The organism is Streptomyces ortus, from assembly GCF_026341275.1.
Lineage (GTDB): Bacteria > Actinomycetota > Actinomycetes > Streptomycetales > Streptomycetaceae > Streptomyces > Streptomyces ortus.
On sequence record NZ_JAIFZO010000002.1, the window covers coordinates 983,356 to 1,004,322 of the forward strand.

Consider the following 20,967-nt stretch of genomic DNA (forward strand, 5'->3'; position numbering starts at 1 on the left):
CCATCATAGAATCATGGGATGATTGGTTGTCCAACCCCCTGGCGCGAAGGACCGTCATGCCCCTGAGCCACCCTCGTCGGTCGGCACTGTCCGAGCAGGTCATCGCCGCTCTGCGGAACGAGATCGCCTCGGGCGAGTGGCCGGTGGGCTCCCGCATCCCCACCGAGCCCGAGCTGGTCGAGCAGCTGGGAGTGGCCCGCAACACCGTCCGGGAGGCCGTGCGGGCCCTCGCCCACAACGGCCTGCTCGACATCCGGCAGGGCTCGGGCACCTACGTGCTGGCCACCAGCGAGCTGGCCGGGGTGATGCACCGCCGGTTCGCGGACGCCGACCCGCGGCACATCGCCGAGCTGCGCTCCACGCTGGAGTCGAGCGCGGCGAGGCTGGCCGCCGAGCGCCGTACCGAGCGCGATCTCAAACAGCTGGACGCGCTGCTCGTACGCCGTGAGGAGGCCTGGGAGTCCGGCGACACGGAGGCCTTCGTGACCGCCGACACGACCTTCCACCTGGCCGTGGTCGCCGCTTCCCACAACGACGTCATGACGGCGATGTACGCGGACCTGGGCGAGGTCGTGCGCGACTGGCTGCGCGAGGACGTCGGCGAGGAGCTGACGCCCGAGACGCACATGGACCACACACGCCTGGTGGACGCGATCCGCGCGGGCGACGCGCAGACGGCGGCCTCGGAGGCGGCCGGCTATCCGTTCCTGTGCCGCCCCGGGCGGTCCGCGGCGGCTGGACGGCCGGGGCGGACGGGACAGCGGGGGCAGCCAGGACAGGAGGCTCAGCCAGGACAGGAGGCAGACGTCACTTCTGGTGGCTGACCCACGCCGAGCGGACTTCCTTCCAGCAGCGGCCGGTCAGCCGGACGTTCTGCGCGGGCCCCGCCTCGACCCTCGTACCGTCGGCGTCGAGGTCCCACCACCGGTCGCACTCGATGTGCAGTCCGACATGGTCGGACTCCGGATACGGGTTGTGGCAGTACGCCGTCACGTGGGAGCCGTCGACGACGGTCCGGCACGCGGCCCCGAAGGGCCGCTTCTCGGCGGGCACGCGCGCGTGGGGCGTCGTTACCGCGCTGTGCGCGGTGTGGGAGGCGGCGTCGGAGGGCGCCGCGAGCAGCAGGGTCAGAGCGGCGAACAGCGCGGCGGGGGCCGCCGCGAAACCGTTCCTGGGGAGCCGACGGGTGCATCGGGCCTGGGACAGGCGCACAAAGGGACCTCCTCGGCTGGGCTCTGGAGGGCATCTCGGGAGAAGAACTCCTACTCCAGAGTGGGCCGTTACCCCTCCTGGCCGCCCGGCCGGTGGGGCCGAACGGGTGACGCCCCGCTCCCCGCGCTCTGCGGGGAACGGGGCGCCGACACCGTAGGGGCGCCTTCGCGGCAGCGGTTACGCGCCGATCGCGTGCAGACCGCCGTCGACGTGGATGATCTCGCCGGTGGTCTTCGGGAACCAGTCGCTGAGCAGGGCGACGACACCGCGGCCGGCCGGCTCGGGGTCCTTGAGGTCCCACTCCAGGGGCGCGCGGTCGTCCCAGACGGCGGCCAGCTCGCCGAAGCCAGGGATGGACTTGGCGGCCATCGAGCCGATCGGACCGGCCGAGATGAGGTTGGAACGCACGTTCTGCTTGCCCAGGTCGCGGGCGAGGTAGCGGTTGGTGGCCTCCAGGGCGGCCTTGGCCGGACCCATCCAGTCGTACTGCGGCCACGCGTACTGGGCGTCGAAGGTGAGGCCGACGACCGAGCCGCCGCCGTTCTGCATCAGCGGCAGGCAGGCCATGGTCAGCGACTTCAGGGAGAAGGCGGAGACGTGCATGGCGGTGGCGACCGACTCGAACGGCGTGTTCAGGAAGTTGCCGCCCAGGGCGTCCTGCGGGGCGAAGCCGATGGAGTGCACGACCCCGTCGAGACTGCCCAGCTCCGCGCCGACGACCTCGGCGAGCCGCCCGAGGTGCTCGTCGTTGGTCACGTCGAGCTCGATGACCTTGGTGGGCCTGGGCAGCTTCCGGGCGATGCGCTCGGTCAGCGTGGGCCGCGGGAACGCGGTCAGGATGATCTCGGCACCCTGCTCCTGGGCCAGCCTCGCGGTGTGGAAGGCGATGGACGACTCCATCAGCACACCGGTGATCAGGACACGCTTGCCCTCAAGAATTCCGCTCATGGTGATCAGTGACCCATTCCCAGTCCGCCGTCTACGGGGATGACGGCTCCAGTGATGTACGAGGCCTCTTCCGAGGCGAGGAACCGCACCGTCGCGGCGATCTCCTCGGGCTGCGCGTAGCGGCCGAGCGGCACCTGCTTCACGATGGCCTCACGCTGCTCGTCGGTGAGCGCCTTGGTCATGTCGGTGTCGACGAAACCGGGCGCGACGACGTTGAAGGTGAGGTTGCGCGAGCCGAGCTCACGGGCGAGCGAGCGCGCGAAGCCGACCAGGCCGGCCTTGGACGCGGCGTAGTTCGCCTGGCCGGCCGAGCCGAGGAGGCCGACCACCGAGGAGATCAGGACGACGCGGCCCTTCTTGGCGCGCAGCATGCCGCGGTTGGCGCGCTTCACGACCCGGAAGGTGCCCGTCAGGTTGGTGTCCAGGACGGACGTGAAGTCCTCCTCTGACATCCGCATCAGCAACTGGTCCTTGGTGACACCGGCGTTGGCCACGAGCACCTCGACCGGGCCGTGCGCGGCCTCGACCTCCTTGTAGGCCTGCTCCACCTGCTCGGTGTCGGTGATGTCGCACTTGACCGCGAGGCAGCCCAGTTCGGTGAGGGCGGCCGGGGGCTCGCCCGAACGGTATGTGATCGCGACCTTGTCGCCCGCGTCGGCGAACGTGCGGGCGATGGCGAGGCCGATGCCCCGGTTTCCTCCGGTGACGAGAACCGAGCGGCTCAACGGATCACCCTTTCGATAGCCGGTCTGGTACCTCAAAAACCTATCGGTACGGTCGGTCCCGCGGAGAATCGGGCACCGACAGTGGCTCGGGGGACTCGCTGTCGGATCCCTACAGAAAGGTCTGGCCGCCGGGCCCGCCCGCGCGACATGATCGGACCGACAGGCGACAACAAGGGAGACCTCCGTGCCCCATTCCATCGACGAAGCCTTCACGGCACTGCCGCTACGGGCCCTGGCCGACGCGGCGCTCGCGCGGGCCCGGGCGCTGGGCGCCGACCATGCGGACTTCCGGTTCGAGCGGGTGCGCAGCGCGTCCTGGCGGCTGCGGGACGCGAAGCCCGCCGGTTCCTCGGACACGACCGACCTCGGGTACGCGGTACGGGTCGTGCACGGCGGGACCTGGGGGTTCGCCTCCGGTGTCGACCTGACGATGGACGCCGCCGCGAAGGTGGCGTCGCAGGCCGTGGCGATGGCCAAGCTGTCGGCGCAGGTGATCAGGGCGGCGGGCTCGGACGAGCGCGTGGAGCTGGCCGATGAGCCCGTGCACGCCGAGAAGACGTGGATCTCCTCGTACGAGATCGACCCCTTCTCCGTACCGGACGAGGAGAAGTCCGCGCTGCTGGCCGAGTGGAGTGCGCGGCTGCTCGGGGCGGCCGGTGTCAGCCATGTCGACGCCTCGCTGACGACCGTCCACGAGAACAAGTTCTACGCGGACACCGCGGGCACGGTGACCACCCAGCAGCGGGTCAGGCTGCACCCCCAGCTGACCGCCGTGGCCGTCGACGAGTCGAGCGGCGAGTTCGACTCGATGCGCACGATCGCGCCGCCCGTCGGGCGCGGCTGGGAGTACCTCACCGGCACCGGCTGGGACTGGGAGGAGGAGCTCGGGCGGATCCCGGAGCTGCTGGCGGAGAAGATGCGGGCGCCGAGCGTCACGGCCGGGATGTACGACCTGGTCGTGGACCCGTCCAACCTGTGGCTGACCATCCACGAGTCCATCGGCCACGCCACCGAGCTGGACCGCGCACTGGGGTACGAGGCCGCGTACGCCGGGACCTCGTTCGCCACCTTCGACCAGCTGGGCAAGCTGCGCTACGGCTCCGAGCTGATGAACGTCACCGGTGACCGCACCGCCGAGCACGGGCTCGCGACCATCGGGTACGACGACGAGGGTGTGGCGGGGCAGTCCTGGGACCTGGTGAAGGACGGCACGCTCGTCGGCTACCAGCTGGACCGCAGGATCGCGAGGCTGACCGGCTTCGAGCGGTCCAACGGCTGCGCGTACGCCGACTCGCCCGCGCATGTGCCCGTACAGCGCATGGCGAACGTGTCGCTGCGGCCCGATCCGGCGGGGATGTCCACGGACGACCTCATCGGGAGCGTCGACCGCGGGATCTACGTCGTCGGTGACCGGTCCTGGTCGATCGACATGCAGCGCTACAACTTCCAGTTCACCGGCCAGCGGTTCTTCAAGATCGAGAACGGGCAGATCACGGGCCAGCTGCGGGATGTCGCCTACCAGGCGACGACCACGGACTTCTGGGGCTCGATGGCGGCGGTCGGCGGCCCGCAGACCTACGTCCTGGGCGGCGCCTTCAACTGCGGCAAGGCCCAGCCGGGCCAGGTCGCGGCGGTCTCGCACGGCTGCCCGTCGGCCCTCTTCAAGGGCGTCAACATTCTGAACACCACGCAGGAGGCCGGTCGATGAGTCCTCGTACGAACAAGCCGCACGAGATCGTCGAGCGTGCCCTCGCGCTGTCCCGGGCCGACGGGTGTGTCGTCATCGCCGACGAGCGGTCGACCGCGAACCTGCGCTGGGCGGGCAACGCGCTGACCACCAACGGTGTCACGCGCGGGCGCACGCTGACCGTCGTCGCCACGGTCGACGGCCGCGAGGGCACCGCCTCCGGGGTCGTCTCCCGCTCCGCCGTGACCGCCGACGAGCTGGAGCCGCTGGTACGGGCCGCGGAGGCCGCGGCGCGCGGGGCGGGCCCCGCCGAGGACGCGCAGCCGCTCGTCGAGGGCGTGCCCGCCTCCCCCGACTTCACGGACGCGCCCGCCGAGACCTCGTCGGCGGTGTTCACCGACTTCGCCCCGGCGCTCGGCGAATCGTTCGCCCACGCGCGTACGGGCGGCCGCGAGCTGTACGGCTTCGCCAACCACGAGCTCGTCAGCAGCTACCTCGGTACGTCCACGGGGCTGCGTCTGCGCCACGACCAGCCCAACGGGACGCTGGAGCTGAACGCCAAGTCCCCGGACCGTACGCGCTCGGCGTGGGCCGGCCGCTCCACACGGGACTTCAAGGACGTCGACCCGGCGGCGCTCGACGCCGAGCTGGCCGTCCGGCTGGGCTGGGCGGAGCGGCGGATCGACCTGCCCGCCGGGCGGTACGAGACGCTGCTGCCGCCGACCGCCGTCGCGGACCTGCTGATCTACCAGCTGTGGTCGGCGGCGGCCCGGGACGCGGCGGAGGGCCGGACGGTGTTCAGCAAGCCCGGTGGCACCCGCGTCGGCGACCGGCTCAGCGACCTGCCGCTCACCCTGCGCAGCGACCCGAACGAGCCCGGGCTCGAATGCGCGCCCTTCGTCCTCACCCACTCCTCCGGGGACGACGCCTCCGTCTTCGACAACGGGCTGCCCCTCGCGGCCACGGAGTGGGTCCGCGAGGGGCAGCTGAAGCGTCTGACGAGCACCCGGCACAGCGCGGTCCTGACCGGTCTGCCGGTGGCTCCCGGCATCGGCAACCTCATCCTCGACGGCGGCGACGAGACGTCGCTGGAGGAGATGGTCGCCGCGACCGGGCGCGGGCTGCTGCTGACCTGCCTCTGGTACATCCGGGAGGTCGATCCGGCGACGCTGTTGCTGACCGGGCTGACCCGGGACGGCGTCTACCTCGTGGAGAACGGCGAGGTCACCGGCGAGGTGAACAACTTCCGGTTCAACGAGTCGCCGGTGGGGCTGCTGGGCCGGGCGACGGAGGCGGGGCGGACCGAGAAGACGCTGCCGCGCGAGTGGAGCGACTGGTTCACCCGGGCCGCGATGCCGGCGCTGCGGGTGCCGGATTTCAATATGAGCTCGGTCAGCCAGGGCGTATAACCTCGATAGCCTCGCAGTCGGCAGGTCCCTGCCGACTGCACCCCGAAGATCATCCGAGGAGACGCGAGAACCGTGACGGACATCGTCGACGAGCTGAAGTGGCGCGGGCTGTTCGCCCTGTCCACCGACGAGAACGCATTGCGCAAGGCGCTCGCGGACGGTCCCGTCACCTTCTATTGCGGCTTCGACCCGACCGCGGCCTCCCTGCACGTCGGACACCTGGTGCAGGTCCTCACGATGCGCCGGCTCCAGCAGGCGGGCCTGCGTCCGCTGGCCCTGGTGGGCGGGGCGACCGGCCAGATCGGCGACCCGCGCCCGACGGCGGAGCGCACGCTGAACGACCCGGAGACGGTCTCCGCCTGGGTGGGCCGGCTGCGCTCCCAGATCGAGCCGTTCCTGTCCTTCGAGGGCGAGAACGCCGCGGTCATGGTGAACAACCTGGACTGGACGGCCGGCCTGTCGGCCATCGAGTTCCTGCGGGACATCGGCAAGCACTTCCGCGTCAACAAGATGCTCACCAAGGACTCGGTCGCCCGGCGCCTGGAGTCCCAGGAGGGCATCAGCTACACGGAGTTCAGCTACCAGCTGCTCCAGGGCATGGACTTCCTGGAGCTGTACCGCCGGTACGGCTGCACGCTCCAGCAGGGCGGCAGCGACCAGTGGGGCAACCTCACGGCGGGCCTGGACCTGATCCACCGCCTGGAGCCGGACGCGCAGGCGCACTGCATCGCGACGCCGCTGATGGTCAAGGCGGACGGCACCAAGTTCGGCAAGACCGAGGGCGGGGCCGTCTGGCTCGACCCGGAGATGACGACGCCGTACGCGTTCTACCAGTTCTGGCTGAACGTGGACGACCGCGACGTCTCGACGTACCTGCGGATCTTGTCCTTCAGGTCCCGACAGGAGCTGGAGGAGCTGGAGAAGCTGACCGAGGAGCGTCCGCAGGCCCGGGCGGCGCAGCGGGCGCTGGCGGAGGAGCTGACGACGCTGGTGCACGGCGCCGGGCAGACCGCCGCCGTGATCGCCGCTTCGCGGGCGCTGTTCGGGCAGGGGGAGCTGGGTGAGCTCGACGCGGCGACGCTGAGTGCCGCGCTGTCCGAGCTGCCCCGGGTGCGGGTGTCCTCGCCGGGACCGGTGGTCGACCTGTTCGCCGAGGTCGGGCTCGTGCCCAGCAAGTCCGCCGCGCGGCGGGCCGTGAAGGAGGGCGGGGCGTACGTGAACAATGTGAAGGTCGCCGCGGAGGACGCGGTGCCCGCGGCGGAGGATCTTCTGCACGGGCGGTGGCTGGTGCTGCGGCGGGGCAAGAAGTCGCTCGCGGCAGTGGAAGTCGTGCCCGCTTGAAAACTTGAAAGCAAAAGGATTGCGCCGTTCCCCGCGCCCCTTTTCAGGGGCGCGGGGAACGGCGCAGTCTTTTGCCTTTGGCTCAGGCTCTTTGTTTGTTGCCCTTCATCGCGGTGTAGAGCATGTCTCCCAGGAAGACGATGACGACCGCGGCGACCAGCTGAAGGGCGTGACGGCCCCAGTCGATACCGCTGGTCTCCCCGATGCCGATACCGCGGGCGATCGCGTTGCCCACGATCGCACCGATGATTCCGAAGATCGTGGTGAGCCAGAGCGGACTGTGCTGCTTGCCCGGAATGATCGCCTTGGCCAGCAAGCCCAGCACGAATCCCACGATGATCGCCCACAACCAGCCCATGGCTGCCTCCTATACGGCTCTACGCGAGCATTACGCCCAGTGTCGGCCCGGGTCCCCTACGGCGCATGTCGGGCACAGCCATACGCGGTACGGCGCAGCCGTCCCCACCCGCGCCGGAGGCGACCCGGCCTCGTGGGCGGCGCGACCGCGGCGTAACGTTGTTGCCCGTACGGGCCAGGGAGCGTCCGACGCAGGCGGGGTGGTGGAACGTGATGCGGAAGCAGAGCGAGACCGAGGTCTTCCGGATCACCGGGGCCAGGCAGGGACTCACCGACGACGTACGCGGCAGGCAGCGGCGCTACATCATCTCGATGTCCGTCCGCACGGTTTCCGTCGTCCTCGCGGCCACGCTCTGGAACGTGGAGCGCCATGTCGCCGTCGTTGCGCTGGTGCTCGGCGTGCTGCTCCCCTACATCTCCGTCGTGATCGCCAACGCGGGACGTGAGAACGTACCGTCGCTGCCGTCCACTTTCGTGACCGCTCCGACCCGTCCGATGCTCGCGGCTCCGCGCGCCGGGGGGACCGCGGAACCCGTCGCGGAAGACCTGACGGCCGCCCCCGGCACCGGGCTGCGGGACGAGCCGCACGAGCGGGCCTGAGCACCGGGGACCGGGAAAAAGCGGAATCCGAATCCTCTCCCAAGCTCAAGAAAAGCTCAGATCAATCATGTTGTTCCGTTGCCGGGCGATGGGTTACCCGTGACATACTTGGTACGCACTCCGCATCCCCCGTCGGAGTGACAGACCGACGCCGGGCAGCTCCCCCCGTGGCTGCTCGGCGTCGCCTTTTCCGGAGCCGACAGGGGCCGTCGGAGCCCTTCTGGACTCGGCTAGTGTCGAGGACGTGATCCTGAACGTTCCCGGTTCCGAGCCGTCGTCGCCGTCCTCCCCCATCTGCTCCGCGAAGGGCTGCCGGGCCGACGCCGTGTGGGTGCTCGCCTGGAACAACCCGAAACTGCACACGCCGGAGCGCCGCAAGACCTGGCTCGCGTGCGAGGAACACCGCGACCATCTGTCGAAGTTTTTGAGCGTCCGCGGATTCCTGAAGGACGTGGTCCTCCTGGCGGAATGGGAGTCCGCGGAACAACCGCCCGGAAGCTGACGCGAGGCCCCTGCGACGGGCCGGGCGGTCAGCCGCCGATCGCCGACATCGGGCGGTCCGGCTGAACGAAGGAGGGGTCGTCCAGGCCCGCTCCGGCCTTCTTTCCCCACATCGCCAGCCGCCAGATCCGGGCGATCTCCTCGTCCGGCGCGTCCGAGCGGAGCGCCGCCCGCAGGTCGGTCTCCTCCTGGGCGAAGAGGCAGGTGCGGACCTGCCCGTCCGCGGTGAGCCGCGTACGGTCGCAGGCCGAGCAGAACGGGCGGGTGACCGAGGCGATCACGCCGACCCGGTGGGGGCCGCCGTCCACCAACCAGCGCTCGGCGGGTGCCGAGCCGCGCTCCTCGGAGCCCTCCTCGGTGAGTTCGAAGCGCGTGCGCAGCGAGGCGAGGATGTCACCGGCGGTGACCATTCCTTCGCGCTTCCAGCCGTGCTGCGCGTCCAGCGGCATCTGCTCGATGAACCGCAGTTCGTAGTCGTTCTCCACGGCCCAGGCGAGCAGGTCCGGCGCCTCGTCCTCGTTCAGTCCGGGCATCAGTACGGAGTTGACCTTGACCGGGGTCAGTCCCGCGGCGCGGGCCGCTTCGAGGCCCTCGATGACGTCCTTGTGGCGGTCGCGGCGGGTGAGGGTCTTGAAGACGTCCGGGCGCAGGGTGTCCAGCGAGACGTTCACCCGGTCGAGGCCCGCCGCCTTGAGGGCGGTCGCGGTGCGCCTGAGGCCGATGCCGTTCGTCGTCAGGGACATCTGGGGGCGGGGTTCGAGGGCGGCCACGCGCTCGACGATCCCGACCAGACCGGGGCGCAGCAGGGGCTCCCCGCCGGTGAAGCGGACCTCGGTGATGCCGAGCCGGGTCACCGCGAGGTCGATGAGGCGGACGATCTCGTCGTCCGTGAGCAGGTCGGGCTTGGCCAGCCACTGCAGGCCCTCCTCGGGCATGCAGTACGTACATCTGAGGTTGCACCGGTCGGTCAGTGAGACGCGCAGGTCGGTGGCCACCCGGCCGTAGGTGTCGATGAGCACGTGGGCCCCTCCCTCGATACGGACCGCGACACGGACCGACCGTGGTGGACGGCCGGACCGATGCGAACGACCGGATCGCTTCGAATCCGCTTCGAACGATCGGTCGACGATACGAACGAGCCTACGTGACAGGACCGACAACACGCGTGGCCCGATCCCACGAGACGCACCGCGGCCACGTCGTAGGGATCTACGACGTGGCCGCGGTGCGTGACAGTCGGTACCTGACCGGGCGATAACGAGCGGTCAGCGCGCTTCGGTCTGTGCGCTCCGGTCAGTGCGCCCCGGTTCCGGTGAGGGAACGGACCTCCAGCTCGGCGTACTTGCCGGCGTCGGGCTCCTCCTTGGACAGGAGGGTGCCGAGGAAGCCCAGCAGGAAGCCGACGGGGATCGAGATGATGCCCGGGTTCTCCAGGGGGAACCAGTGGAAGTCGACGTCCGGGAACATCGAGGTGGCCTTGCCCGAGACGACCGGCGAGAAGAGCACCAGGCCGACCGCCGTGGCGAGTCCTCCGTAGATCGACCACAGCGCGCCCTGGGTGGTGAACCGCTTCCAGAAGAGGCTGTAGAGGATCGTCGGCAGGTTGGCGGAGGCGGCGACCGCGAAGGCCAGGGCGACGAGGCCCGCGACGTTCAGGTCACGGGCGAGGGCGCCGAGGCCGATGGAGACGACACCGATGCCGATGGTGGCGTACCGGGCGGCCCTGAGCTCCTCCTTCTCGGTGGCCTGGCCCTTCTTGATGACGTTCGCGTAGATGTCGTGCGCGAACGACGAGGACGACGCGAGGGTCAGACCGGCGACCACGGCGAGGATCGTGGCGAAGGCCACCGCGGAGATCGTGGCGAGCAGGATCGCGCCCCACGCCGAGTCGACGCCGCCCAGATGCAGGGCGAGCAGGGGCGCGGCCGTGTTGCCCGCGGGGTTCGACTCGACGATCTCCTTCTTGGAGATGAGGGCCGCCGCGCCGAAGCCGAGCGCGATGGTCATCAGGTAGAAGCCGCCGATGATGCCGATCGCCCAGTTCACGGACTTACGGGCGGCCTTGGCGTTGGGCACGGTGTAGAAGCGGATCAGGATGTGCGGCAGACCGGCGGTGCCCAGCACCAGGGCGATGCCCAGCGAGATGAAGTCGATGCTGGAGGTGGTCGTGAGCCCGTACTTCAGGCCGGGCTCCAGGAAGGCCGCGCCGCCGCCGCTGTTCTTGGCCGCCGAACCGAGCAGGTCCGAGACGTTGAAGTCGAACTTGAGCAGCACCAGGAAGGTGATGAGCAGGGTGCCGCTGATGAGCAGCACGGCCTTGACCATCTGGACCCAGGTGGTGCCCTTCATGCCGCCGATGGTGACGTACACGATCATCAGGACGCCGACCAGGGCGACGATGCCGACCTTGCCCGCGTCGCTGGTGATGCCGAGGAGCAGCGAGACCAGGACGCCCGCGCCCGCCATCTGCGCGAGCAGGTAGAAGATCGAGACGACGATCGTGGAGGTGCCCGCCGCGGTACGGACCGGGCGCTGGCGCATGCGGTAGGCGAGGACGTCGCCCATCGTGTAGCGGCCGGAGTTGCGCAGCGGTTCGGCGACCAGCAACAGCGCCACCAGCCACGCGACCAGGAAGCCGATGGAGTACAGGAAGCCGTCGTAGCCGAAGAGAGCGATGGCGCCCGCGATGCCGAGGAACGAGGCCGCGGACATGTAGTCGCCGGAGACGGCGAGTCCGTTCTGGAAGGCGCTGAAGGAACGGCCGCCGGCGTAGAAGTCGGAGGCGTCCTTGGTCTGCCGGCCCGCCCAGACGGTGATGACGAGGGTCGCGACGACGAAGATCGCGAACAGGGAGATGATCAGCGGCCGGTGCTCGCTGGCCTCCCCCGCCGCGAGCTGCGCCTGTGCGAGCTGTACCTGACCGATCGCGGGGCTCATGCGCCGCCCTCCATCCGGGACTTGATCGCCTCGGCCTTGGGGTCGAGCTTGGTCGAGGAGTGACGCTCGTACCACCAGGCGATGAGGAACGTGGTGAGGAACTGGGCGAGGCCCAGGACGAAGGCGACGTTGAAGTTGCCGAAGAGCTTGGTGCCCATGAAGTCGTCCGCGTAGATCGACAGCAGGACGTACAGCAGGTACCAGCTGATGAAGCCGATGGTTAGCGGGAAGGCGAAGGAGCGGTGGGCGCGGCGCAGTTCACCGAACTCGGCGCTCTCCTGCACCTCGACGAACTCCGCGGTGGACGGGAGATGAGGTTCGGCTTTCGAGGGGGGTGGTGCGTCGGTGGCCACGGAGTCTCCTCGCGTTGCGGGTGCGGGTGCGGGTTCTGAGGCGGGTGCGGGCATGGCTGGTTTCTGACCTCACGGTGACGTGGATCACGTGGGCCGGCTGGCGATGTTAGGGCCCCCGGGCGTGATCCAACAGGGGGCCCGACGGTGCTCGTGCTCCCTGCTCAACGTCACGGCGCCGCACCGGGAGCGGTTCAACACCCGGCACTTCTTTCGGAACACGGCTCGGGCGTTTCACAAGACATCCCCGTAAGTCATTGCTGGCCAGGGATGGCGGGAGATAGCTTCGCCCTGCACCACCCAGTCATGTACCTGCCCGAGCACCACCTGTGTTCGGGCCGGTTCCTTTTCCGGATGATGTGGAGATCCCATGGCTCATCTGCGCTCCAGACGCCGTCTCGCTCTCGCCGTGCCCGTCGTGCTGTCCCTCACCGCCACGCTCGGTTTCCTGCCGGGTGCCGCTTCGGCCGCCCCGCAGCGGTCCGCCCCCGCGGTCACCGCCGCCGACGGGCCGAACCTCGCGTACGTGGTCAACACGAAGACCGACCACCGCACGATCGGTGCGGTGAAGAAGGCGATCGCGGAGGCCGGCGGCACCGTCGTCACGACGTACGACCGCATAGGCGTCATAGTCGCCCACTCGGCCGACCCCGAGTTCGGACCGCGGATGCGCGCGGTGCGCGGCGTCCAGTCCGCCGGCGCGACGCGTACGACCCCGCTGACCGCGGCGGGTACGACGGACGAGGGCGCCGCCGACCACCTGTCGGCCGCCGAGGCCGCGAAGGTGAAGGCCGCCGCCACCCCCGGGAGCGAGCCCCTAGAGGCCGACCAGTGGGACCTGCGCGCGATAGGCGCCGACAAGGCCGCGAAGATCAACCCGGGCAGCAGGAAGGTCACGGTCGCCGTGATCGACACGGGTGTCGACGACACGCACCCGGACCTGGCCCCCAACTTCTCCGCCAAGCAGTCCGCCAACTGCGTGGGCGGCGTGGCCGACACGAGTGCGGGCGCCTGGCGTCCGTACACCGCCGAGGACTACCACGGCACGCATGTCGCCGGTGAGATCGCCGCCGCCCGCAACGGCATCGGCGTCGCCGGTGTCGCGCCCGGTGTGAAGGTCTCCGGCATCAAGGTCAGCGACCCGGACAACGGGCTCTTCTACCCGGAGAGCGTCGTCTGCGCGTTCGTGTTCGCCGCCGACCACGGCGTGGAGATCACGAACAACAGCTACTACGTGGACCCGTGGCTCTACAACTGCATGGACGACCCGGACCAGAAGGCGATCCTCGACGCGGTCAACCGGGCCCAGCAGTACGCCACGAAGAAGGGCACCCTGCACCTCGCGTCGGCCGGCAACTCCAACCACGACCTGGCCTCGGACGCCATCGTGGACGACTCCAGCCCCGACGACTCGACGCCGGTCACCCGCACGATCGACCCGCACGAGTGCTTCGACGTACCGACCCAGCTGCCGGGTGTCGTCACGGTGAGCGCGACCGGCGTGCAGAACCTCAAGTCGTACTACTCGACGTACGGCAAGGGTGTCATCGACATCGCCGCTCCCGGCGGTGACCGGCTCTACCAGATCCCGGACACCCCGTCGAAGAACGGCCGCATCCTCTCCACGCTGCCGAACAACCAGTACGGCTTCCTCCAGGGCACGTCGATGGCGTCGCCGCACGCCGCGGGGGTCGCCGCGCTCCTCAAGTCCGAGCACCCGTGGGCGAGTCCGGCCCAGTTGCAGGCGCTGCTGAAGGCCCAGGCGGACAACCCGGGCTGCCCGGACTCGTACGACCAGGACGGCAACGGCACGCAGGACGCCACCTGTGAGGGCGGCAAGCGCGTGAACGGTTTCTACGGCTTCGGCATCGTCAACGCGCTGAAGGCGGTCAAGTAGCCCGGTTTCCGCCGGTTTCCGCCAGGGGACTCCCGCACGACCCGCACCGCTCGCACCACCTGTACGGCCCGCACCACCCGTACACCTCGTACCGCCCGCACGGCCCGCTCGAACTCGCGAAAACGAACTGGAGACAGCATGACCGCGCCTACTACGCGCTCGCGTCGCTTCATAGCCATCCCGCTGGGAATGGCCATGGCCACGGCCCTCGCCTTCCTGCCGAACGTCAACGCGTCCGCCGCTCCGGCGGCCGACGGGACCGGGGCGACCACGGCGGCCGACGTGGCCGGGAAGATCTCGGCGGAGGGCACCCCGCTGAGCTATGTCGTCAACGTCCGTTCCGGGCACGGCACGTCGTCCTACGTGAAGAAGGCCATCGCCAAGGCCGGCGGCACCATCGTGACGTCGTACGACCGGATCGGCGTGATCGTCGTCCACTCGTCGAACGCCGACTTCGCCAAGACCATCCGCAAGACGCGCGGCGTCCAGTCGGCCGGCTCGACGCGTACGGCGCCGCTGCCCGCGCAGTCCACGACCGACGTCGGCACCCCGAAGGCGCTCACCGCCGAGGAGATCGCCGACGTCGAGGCCGCCGCCGGACAGGACCCGCTGGAGCCCCTGCAGTGGGACCTGCCCGCCATCAAGGCGGACAAGGCGCACGAGAAGACGCTCGGCAGCAAGAAGGTCACCGTCGCCGTGATCGACACGGGCGTCGACGACACGCACCCCGACATCGCGCCGAACTTCGACCGCAAGGCGTCGGTCAACTGCGTGACGGGCAAGCCGGACACGACCGACGGGGCCTGGCGGCCGAGCGCCGAGGAGAGCCCGCACGGCACACACGTGGCGGGCGAGATCGCCGCCGCCAAGAACGGTGTCGGCGTCACCGGTGTCGCGCCCGGCGTGAAGGTGTCCGGCATCAAGGTCTCCACGACGGCCGGCTTCTTCTACACGGAGGCCGTCGTGTGCGGCTTCATGTGGGCGGCCGAGCACGGCGTGGACGTCACGAACAACAGCTATTACACCGACCCGTGGTACTTCAACTGCAAGAACGACCCGGACCAGAAGGCGCTCGTCGAGGCCCTCACCCGGGCCACGAAGTACGCCGAGAAGAAGGGCACGGTCAACGTCGCGGCGGCCGGCAACGAGAACTACGACCTCGCCGCCGACGAGATCGCCGACCCGACCTCGCCGAACGACTCGACCCCCTCGGACCGCGTCATCGACCCGTCCGAGTGCCTGGACATCCCGACCCAGCTGCCGGGCGTCGTCACGGTCTCCTCGACCGGCGCGAAGGGCATCAAGTCGTCCTTCTCCAACCACGGCCTGGGCGTCATCGACATCGCGGCCCCCGGCGGCGACTCGACGCGCTACCAGACCCCCGCCCCGCCCGCCACCAGCGGCCTGATCCTCGGCCCGCTGCCGGGCGGCTCGTGGGGCTACATGGCCGGTACGTCGATGGCGTCGCCGCACGTCGCGGGCGTCGCGGCCCTGATCAAGTCGACGCACCCGCACGCCTCGGCCGCCCTGGTCAAGGCCCTGCTGTACGCGGAGGCCGACGCCACGCCGTGCACGGACCCGTACGACATCGACGGCGACGGCAAGGTCGACGCGGTGTGCGAGGGCTCGAAGAACCGCAACAGCTTCTACGGCTGGGGCACGGCGGACGCGCTGGACGCGGTGACGAAGTAGGACCCGCGCTGCCCCAGGGCACTGCGGGAGAGCACTGCCCGAGCCGAGGGCACTGCGTGAGGGGCCGGGCAGCCGTGTGCTGTCCGGCCCCTTCGTGCTGACGGGCGTTTGCCGACGGGCGAGGATTGGCTCCGCCCCGGCTGAGTCGCGGAGCGGCCGGGCGCGTATGAATGGGCGGAATGCCCGTGGGGCGGGTGGAATGCCGTTCCGCCGGTTGTTTTCCAGGACTTGCCCCGGTCTGGGACGACTGGTGAAGATCTTGGGGTGAGTGCGATACGACCCACTGCCGACACGGGTGGCGAGGCCGGCGAGCCGGGCGCTGCCCGGGTGAGCGCGGCCTCCCTGCGGCGTTCCGTCACCGTCCTGGCCCTGGTGGCGCTGGCCGCGCTGATCCCCCTGCTGGGCCCGTCCCTCGCGCTGAGCGGCACGGGCGAGGCCGCCGCGCCCGGGGTGGGCGGGATCGCGTTGCTGCGGACGGTCCTGTTCGCGGCGGTGTGCGTGCCGGTCGGCGAGCTGTTCGTCGCCCGGCTGGCGCGCCGGGTGCCCGGCGCTCCGTGGGAGGACGCGCCGCGCAGTTGGGCGCCGGTGTCGGCCGCGGCCGGTTTCGTCGCCGCGCTCGGTCTGGCGTCGGTGGTGGCCACCGGGAACCTGGTGCCGCGCCGGCTCTCCGACATGGACATCGGAGGGCTGTACCAGTCGAGGGACGGCGCGCTGGCGCTCCTGGAGGTCAACGCGTTCGTCGTGCTGGGTCTGTGCGCCCTGTCGCGCCGGCCGGGCACCCAGGTGTGGCCGCTGGCCGCGGTGGCCGTCGCGGAGGCCCTGCGCGCCCATCCGACGACCGAACAGAGTCCGCTGGCCGGTTCGGGCCTAACCCTCCTTCATGTCACCTGTGCGGCGCTGTGGGCGGGCGGGCTGCTGTATGTCCTGCGCACGCTGCTCCGGTGGCGGAACAGCGCCCCCGGGGAGGGCGCCGCGCTGTTGGGCCTCTACGCGCGCGTGGCGGCCGTTCTGCTCGCCGCGATCACCGCGACGGGGGTCTGCAGCACCCTGCGCCGGATGCCGCCCGGCACGGTGGTGGACCAGCTGACGACGACGGCGTACGGGCGCACGCTGCTCGCGAAGGTGCTCCTCGTGGTCGTCGTCGCCCTCCTCGCGCTGTGGGCCAGACGCAGGCTGAGCCGGGCGGCCGATCCGCTCACCGCCTACTCCCCCGCGCGCGCGGAGGTCGTGGTGCTGGGGCTCGTGGTGGCGGTCTCGGCCCTGCTCACGGCGGTGCCGGTGCCGATCCGCTGGTGACCGGCCGGCTCCCGGGGTGCGTGGCGCAGGAGGGTTCGGGGGGCTCGGCGTCGGAGGGCCCGGGGCGCGCGCCGGACACCCTGAGTACGGCTGTGACCAGTAGGTACTGTGCCGCGAGATAGGTCAGCATGATCCACAGGTCGGGCCGTGGCGGCTGCGGCCGGTCGGCGACGCCGGTCGCGATGAGGGTGTCCGACAGCATGAAGAGGGCTCCCCCGGCGGCGGCGACGGGCCCGAGCCTGGTGGCGCCGTACGCCATCGCCGTCAGCAGCAGGCTGTAGGCGGCGACGGGGCCGCGGAGGCCGGCGGGCAGGCCGGGCCACAGGAGGGCGACGGTGACGAGGAGGGCGAGGGCGTACGCGGCTGCCGTGAGCCGCCCGGCACGTCTGCGGGGAGCGTTCCCCTCGCCGGGCTTCCCCGGATTCCCCAGCTTCGCGAAGAGCAGCAGGTAGCAGACATGGCCCGCCGCGAAGGAGGCCATTCCGGCGAGGAACGCCGGTTCGGCGTCGAGGAGGAGCAGGACGTCGCCGCCCCATCCGCACAGCAGGGCGCCGACGAGGAGCCGGGGTCCGCCGCGCAGATGCGCGTAGACGGCGAGCAGGGGCATCAGCAGCGGCTTGGCCACGGCGTGACCGATGTCGAGGCCGACGGCCAGGGAGACGAGATCCACGGCGCTCACGAGAGCGAAGGAGACCCCGAGGGCGACGGTCAGCACGCGCGCGTGGCGCTTACTCACGCGGCGGATTCCGTGACGGGGGCCTCCGTAGGCGCGCCCCGCCCGGGAGAGGAGGCGGGCGCGGGCTCCGGGGGGCGCGGCTGCCAGCCCGGCCCGCCGAACACCCGCCCGGCCCGCTCGCGCCAGCTCCGCGCCGCCCGCAGGTCCCTGGCGATGGCGGCGTACTCGTGCGTGGCGACGCGGATCGGGTTGTAGGTGCGGATGTTCTTGGTCAGTCCGTAGACGGGCCGGTCCGTCTCCGGGACGAACGACCCGAAGAGCCGGTCCCAGACGATCAGGATCCCGCCGAAGTTCCGGTCCAGGTAACCGCCCTGGGAGGCGTGGTGGACCCGGTGGTGCGAAGGCGTGTTGAAGACGAACTCGAAGGCCCGGGGCAGCTTGTCGATCCGCTCGGTGTGGATCCAGAACTGGTAGACGAGGTTCGCGGACGAACAGAAGGCGAGCGCGGCGGGATGGACGCCGAGGGCGATGAGGGGCACGTAGAACGGCCATACGGTCCAGGTCGTCCAGGGCTGCCGCAGCGCGGTGGTGAGGTTGAACTTCTCACTGGAGTGGTGCACGACGTGACAGGCCCACAGGATGCGGATGACGTGGTGCCCACGGTGCGACCAGTAGTAGAAGAAGTCCTGCGCCAGCAGGAGCAGGGGCACGGTCCACCACAGGACGGGCACGCGCAGGGGTGTCAGCTCGTACAGGGCCGTGTAGACGGCGAGGATCGGGATCTTCCACAGGAAGTCGAAGGCCATGCTCCCCAGGCCCATGCCGACACTCGTGGCGGCGTCCTTCGTCTCGTACCCCGCGGCGTCCTCGTCCGGGTGGACGCGGACACTCACCATTTCCACGACGGTGAGCAGGACAAAGGCGGGTATCGACCACAGCACGACATCGGGCAGGTTCGGCATTACTGCACCGTAGGACGGCCGGCCGGCTGCGGCTAGACGTTGTTACCCACAAGTATTACCGACGGTACGCGCTTGTTTCTTGGCCATCCCCGCCAATCCCGTCACCGTGCGGCCCGCCCCATCGGTGCGGAGTCACCAGACCCGTACCGAACCTCCCCTCGCGAACGCCGGGCTCGTCGCGTCCGGTGGCGGGGTGGTCAGGGGCTCGGCCAGCTCCTTCACCGTCGGCCCGACCTTCGCGGCGACGGGATCCAGGAGGGCCAGGTCGAAGCCGTACACGCGGGCCGCGTTGCCGCCCGCCATGACCCTGATCTCCTCGGGTGGCAGGCCCGCGTACGCGATGCGCAGGCCCTGCCCGCTGTACGGGTACGTGCCCTCGTCGTGCGGGTAGTCGCTGCCCCACATGATCTTGTCGAGGCCGATGCGGTCCCGCAGCGGCACCTCGTGCGGGCGCATGAAACTCGCCCCTACGAAGCAGTTGTCGCGCCATACCCGGGACGGACCCCTGCCCATCGAGGCGGCGAGCCCCGCGCCGAACTCGGACTCCGCGGTGGCCGTCTTCGTCGCCGCGGCCACCAGGCGGCCGTGGTAGTAGTCCAGCATGTCGAGCACTCCGGGGATCCAGCCCGAACCCTGCTCGGTCAGGACGAGCCGGAGGCCCGGGTACCGGTGGAAGGCACCGCCGAAGATCAGGTGCCGAAGGGCGCGGTGCGAGAACCATGTCGTCTCCACCATGAAGACCGCCCGGGCCGCCGGTTCCTCCCCGAGCTGCGGCGAGGAAACAGAAGTCCGCGAGCCAGCGGTTGTGGGCGCGCAGGCCCGCCATGCCGAGGTCCGGGTCGTGGTCGCCGGAGAGGCCGAGGCCCACTCCGAAGGGTGCGGCCGTGCGGCTGTCCACGGCGTCCGCGTCCGGGAAGACGACCTCGCCCGCCACCCCGTCGCCGTCCGGCTCCTTGAGGCGCTGCGCGGAGTCCCAGCCGCCGCGCAGGCCCTCCTCGTTGTCGCGGAACCACTTGTCGGCGAAGGACTCGTTGCGGATGCCCAGGCGGGTCATCTCCTCGCGGCGGCGGCCCTGCCCCGCGAGGAACTCGTCGAAGTCCCGGTGGAAACGGGCCTCCAGGTAGGGCCGGTACTCCTCGGTGGGCAGCCCGGCGTGGCAGTCGGAGGAGATGATTCCCCGCCTCCCTCATCGCGGCCTCCCACTGGCCGAGGCTGCGGTACGGGGTTCGGCGGGGCCGCTGCTTGGCGTACCGGGCCGGCCGGTTGCGGTGCGTCTCCCACGGGCCCGTACGGAGCATGTGGGGCCCGGGGAAGAGCACGGAGGCCCCCACGCGCGCGTGCACCACGGCCCCGTCCTCGCGCAGCGCGGCGGCGGCCTTCTCCAGGGCGCCCTCCTCCACATCGGCGAGGACGACCTTCAGCCCGTCGGCCGCGAACCGGCGGGCCAGGGCGAGGCCGACCCCGCTCGCGGCGCCCGTGACGACGGCGACCTGTCCCACGGCCAGTTCCATCAGACACTCCCCCGGGGCGGCCCGTCGAGGATCTGCCGGGGGTCGTCGTACCGGTGGTGGATGTAGGGCAACAGCGCCTGGGCGTCGACGCGTTCGACGACCGTGCCCCTCTGGTCCGTGGTCTTCTCGCCGAGGGTGATCCCGAGGAGTTCACGGACCGGAAGGTCGGCCACCGGGTCGTACACCGACTCCCGCAGGACGACGTCGCCGGAGACCCGTTCCAGCTTCCGCACCTTCTCGTTGCGCACGCAGTGCACGAGGACGGGTCCGGCGTCGAAACCGGAACCGCCTCCCGGACCATCACCCGGACCGTCGGCCGAGCCATCGCCCGAACCGTCCACCGCGGGCAGGAACTTGAAGTAGAAGTCGGTCTTCCGGGCCGGCTCCGGCAGGGGCAGCGGCCCGCTCACGGCGCCGCGCACCTCCACGAACTCGATGCCGTGCCGGGCGAGGGCGGCGCGTACGACGAGGCCCTCTCGTTCGACCGTCACCTCGCCGGGTTTCTTGGGTTCGCCGAAGACCTCCCGGCCGCCGACGAGAGCCCGTTCGTGGGTCATCGGCACGACGAGCGGATACCAGCCCTCGACCCCGCCGTGCGCGGCGGCGACCGCGAACGACCCGGCGCCCAGCGGGTATCCGGGCAGGTCCACCTTGCTGATGTTCACCCGCACGAGGGGACGGCCGGTGGGTTTGAGCGGCGGCGGAAGGACCGCCGCGACCGCGTCCGGGTCGCTCTCCCAGACGGCCGCCACCCCGGTGGACCAGATGTCGGGGGGAGCCGGGAACCCGCGGTGCGCGCGGCGGCGATCTCCGCCCCGGTCCGCGCGCCGTACCGTACGCGTGCCACGCCGTACCGCCCTTCGCGT

At 70.6% G+C, this 20,967-nt stretch carries 18 protein-coding genes and 3 pseudogenes; 9 read left to right on the forward strand and 12 right to left on the reverse strand.

Features of this window, described 5'->3' with window-relative positions:
* Window positions 1–56 precede the first annotated feature (56 nt).
* Window positions 57–824, forward strand: coding sequence for a FadR/GntR family transcriptional regulator (locus K3769_RS07565; RefSeq protein WP_267025666.1), 768 nt, complete (start codon window positions 57–59; stop codon window positions 822–824).
* Here K3769_RS07565 and K3769_RS40690 read toward each other — a convergent pair.
* The 3 genes from K3769_RS40690 to fabG all read right to left on the reverse strand — a co-directional run bounded on the left by K3769_RS40690 (window position 808) and on the right by fabG (window position 2,885).
* Window positions 808–1,143 carry a hypothetical protein gene (locus tag K3769_RS40690; protein WP_372515140.1) on the reverse strand — a complete coding sequence of 112 codons (336 nt, stop codon included), beginning with the start codon at window positions 1,141–1,143 and terminating at the stop codon, window positions 808–810. The two genes, K3769_RS07565 and K3769_RS40690, sit on opposite strands and share 17 nt — an antisense overlap.
* Window positions 1,144–1,389: 246 nt before the next feature.
* Entirely contained in the window at window positions 1,390–2,160 is a 771-nt protein-coding gene (fabI, locus tag K3769_RS07575; protein ID WP_267025667.1) for an enoyl-ACP reductase FabI, read from the reverse strand.
* Window positions 2,161–2,165: 5 nt separating this feature from the next.
* A complete protein-coding gene (gene fabG, locus K3769_RS07580; RefSeq protein ID WP_267025668.1) occupies window positions 2,166–2,885 on the reverse strand; it encodes a 3-oxoacyl-[acyl-carrier-protein] reductase in 720 nt (239 codons plus the stop codon).
* A gap of 184 nt (window positions 2,886–3,069) precedes the next feature.
* On the opposite strand from fabG, the gene K3769_RS07585 reads away from it, so the two are divergent.
* The 3 genes from K3769_RS07585 to tyrS all read left to right on the forward strand — a co-directional run bounded on the left by K3769_RS07585 (window position 3,070) and on the right by tyrS (window position 7,322).
* Window positions 3,070–4,593, forward strand: coding sequence for a TldD/PmbA family protein (locus K3769_RS07585; RefSeq protein WP_267025669.1), 1,524 nt, complete (start codon window positions 3,070–3,072; stop codon window positions 4,591–4,593).
* A complete protein-coding gene (locus K3769_RS07590; protein ID WP_267025670.1) occupies window positions 4,590–5,981 on the forward strand; it encodes a metallopeptidase TldD-related protein in 1,392 nt (463 codons plus the stop codon). The genes K3769_RS07585 and K3769_RS07590 overlap by 4 nt, the downstream gene beginning before the upstream one ends.
* A gap of 72 nt (window positions 5,982–6,053) precedes the next feature.
* Window positions 6,054–7,322 carry a tyrosine--tRNA ligase gene (gene tyrS, locus K3769_RS07595; protein ID WP_267025671.1) on the forward strand — a complete coding sequence of 423 codons (1,269 nt, stop codon included), beginning with the start codon at window positions 6,054–6,056 and terminating at the stop codon, window positions 7,320–7,322.
* Between the two features lie 82 nt (window positions 7,323–7,404).
* On the opposite strand, the gene K3769_RS07600 is transcribed toward tyrS, so the two are convergent.
* Window positions 7,405–7,680, reverse strand: a complete 276-nt coding sequence (locus K3769_RS07600) for a GlsB/YeaQ/YmgE family stress response membrane protein (RefSeq protein ID WP_107017771.1) — start codon at window positions 7,678–7,680, stop codon at window positions 7,405–7,407.
* Between the two features lie 212 nt (window positions 7,681–7,892).
* On the opposite strand from K3769_RS07600, the gene K3769_RS07605 reads away from it, so the two are divergent.
* Window positions 7,893–8,279: a DUF3099 domain-containing protein gene (locus K3769_RS07605; protein ID WP_267025672.1), complete on the forward strand. Its 387-nt coding sequence runs from the start codon at window positions 7,893–7,895 to the stop codon at window positions 8,277–8,279.
* A 244-nt stretch (window positions 8,280–8,523) separates the two neighbouring features.
* Complete coding sequence (locus tag K3769_RS07610; protein WP_267025673.1) at window positions 8,524–8,781, forward strand: hypothetical protein; 258 nt, start codon at window positions 8,524–8,526, stop codon at window positions 8,779–8,781.
* A gap of 28 nt (window positions 8,782–8,809) precedes the next feature.
* On the opposite strand, the gene moaA is transcribed toward K3769_RS07610, so the two are convergent.
* The 3 genes from moaA to K3769_RS07625 all read right to left on the reverse strand — a co-directional run bounded on the left by moaA (window position 8,810) and on the right by K3769_RS07625 (window position 12,070).
* Window positions 8,810–9,799 carry a GTP 3',8-cyclase MoaA gene (gene moaA / locus K3769_RS07615; protein ID WP_267025674.1) on the reverse strand — a complete coding sequence of 330 codons (990 nt, stop codon included), beginning with the start codon at window positions 9,797–9,799 and terminating at the stop codon, window positions 8,810–8,812.
* A 274-nt stretch (window positions 9,800–10,073) separates the two neighbouring features.
* Complete coding sequence (locus K3769_RS07620; RefSeq protein WP_267025675.1) at window positions 10,074–11,717, reverse strand: monocarboxylic acid transporter; 1,644 nt, start codon at window positions 11,715–11,717, stop codon at window positions 10,074–10,076.
* Complete coding sequence (locus tag K3769_RS07625; RefSeq protein ID WP_267025676.1) at window positions 11,714–12,070, reverse strand: DUF485 domain-containing protein; 357 nt, start codon at window positions 12,068–12,070, stop codon at window positions 11,714–11,716. The genes K3769_RS07620 and K3769_RS07625 overlap by 4 nt, the downstream gene beginning before the upstream one ends.
* A gap of 367 nt (window positions 12,071–12,437) precedes the next feature.
* Here K3769_RS07625 and K3769_RS07630 point away from each other — a divergent pair, with 367 nt between their 5' ends.
* The 3 genes from K3769_RS07630 (at window position 12,438) to K3769_RS07640 (ending at window position 16,952) form a co-directional block, all read left to right on the forward strand.
* On the forward strand, window positions 12,438–13,964 hold the full coding sequence (locus tag K3769_RS07630; protein WP_267025677.1) for a S8 family peptidase: 1,527 nt from the start codon (window positions 12,438–12,440) through the stop codon (window positions 13,962–13,964).
* Between the two features lie 138 nt (window positions 13,965–14,102).
* The gene (locus K3769_RS07635; RefSeq protein WP_267025678.1) at window positions 14,103–15,656 is read left to right on the forward strand and encodes a S8 family peptidase; all 1,554 of its coding nucleotides are present in this window, start codon (window positions 14,103–14,105) and stop codon (window positions 15,654–15,656) included.
* Between the two features lie 264 nt (window positions 15,657–15,920).
* On the forward strand, window positions 15,921–16,952 hold the full coding sequence (locus K3769_RS07640; RefSeq protein ID WP_267025679.1) for a CopD family protein: 1,032 nt from the start codon (window positions 15,921–15,923) through the stop codon (window positions 16,950–16,952).
* Here K3769_RS07640 and K3769_RS07645 read toward each other — a convergent pair.
* The 5 genes and pseudogenes from K3769_RS07645 to K3769_RS07665 all read right to left on the reverse strand — a co-directional run bounded on the left by K3769_RS07645 (window position 16,921) and on the right by K3769_RS07665 (window position 20,948).
* A complete protein-coding gene (locus K3769_RS07645) occupies window positions 16,921–17,688 on the reverse strand; it encodes a lysoplasmalogenase (RefSeq protein ID WP_372514882.1) in 768 nt (255 codons plus the stop codon). The two genes, K3769_RS07640 and K3769_RS07645, sit on opposite strands and share 32 nt — an antisense overlap.
* Window positions 17,685–18,590, reverse strand: a complete 906-nt coding sequence (locus tag K3769_RS07650; protein WP_267025680.1) for a sterol desaturase family protein — start codon at window positions 18,588–18,590, stop codon at window positions 17,685–17,687. Before K3769_RS07650 ends, K3769_RS07645 begins: the two co-directional genes overlap by 4 nt.
* 132 nt (window positions 18,591–18,722) lie before the next feature.
* Window positions 18,723–19,764, reverse strand: a pseudogene (locus K3769_RS07655) (amidohydrolase family protein).
* Window positions 19,745–20,101 (reverse strand): annotated as a pseudogene (locus tag K3769_RS07660) (SDR family NAD(P)-dependent oxidoreductase); the annotation flags it as partial. The pseudogenes K3769_RS07655 and K3769_RS07660, both read right to left, overlap by 20 nt.
* Window positions 20,101–20,948: pseudogene (locus K3769_RS07665) on the reverse strand (acetoacetate decarboxylase family protein). The pseudogenes K3769_RS07660 and K3769_RS07665, both read right to left, overlap by 1 nt.
* Window positions 20,949–20,967 lie beyond the last annotated feature (19 nt).

Coding starts and splice junctions, on each gene's coding strand:
- K3769_RS07590 (WP_267025670.1), top strand. CDS start 4,590: ATGAGTCCTCGTACGAACAAGCCGCACGAGATCGTCGAGCGTGCCCTC.
- fabI (WP_267025667.1), bottom strand. CDS start 2,160: ATGAGCGGAATTCTTGAGGGCAAGCGTGTCCTGATCACCGGTGTGCTG.
- K3769_RS07605 (WP_267025672.1), top strand. CDS start 7,893: ATGCGGAAGCAGAGCGAGACCGAGGTCTTCCGGATCACCGGGGCCAGG.
- K3769_RS07630 (WP_267025677.1), top strand. CDS start 12,438: ATGGCTCATCTGCGCTCCAGACGCCGTCTCGCTCTCGCCGTGCCCGTC.
- K3769_RS07635 (WP_267025678.1), top strand. CDS start 14,103: ATGACCGCGCCTACTACGCGCTCGCGTCGCTTCATAGCCATCCCGCTG.
- K3769_RS07620 (WP_267025675.1), bottom strand. CDS start 11,717: ATGAGCCCCGCGATCGGTCAGGTACAGCTCGCACAGGCGCAGCTCGCG.
- K3769_RS07650 (WP_267025680.1), bottom strand. CDS start 18,590: ATGCCGAACCTGCCCGATGTCGTGCTGTGGTCGATACCCGCCTTTGTC.
- K3769_RS07600 (WP_107017771.1), bottom strand. CDS start 7,680: ATGGGCTGGTTGTGGGCGATCATCGTGGGATTCGTGCTGGGCTTGCTG.
- K3769_RS07565 (WP_267025666.1), top strand. CDS start 57: ATGCCCCTGAGCCACCCTCGTCGGTCGGCACTGTCCGAGCAGGTCATC.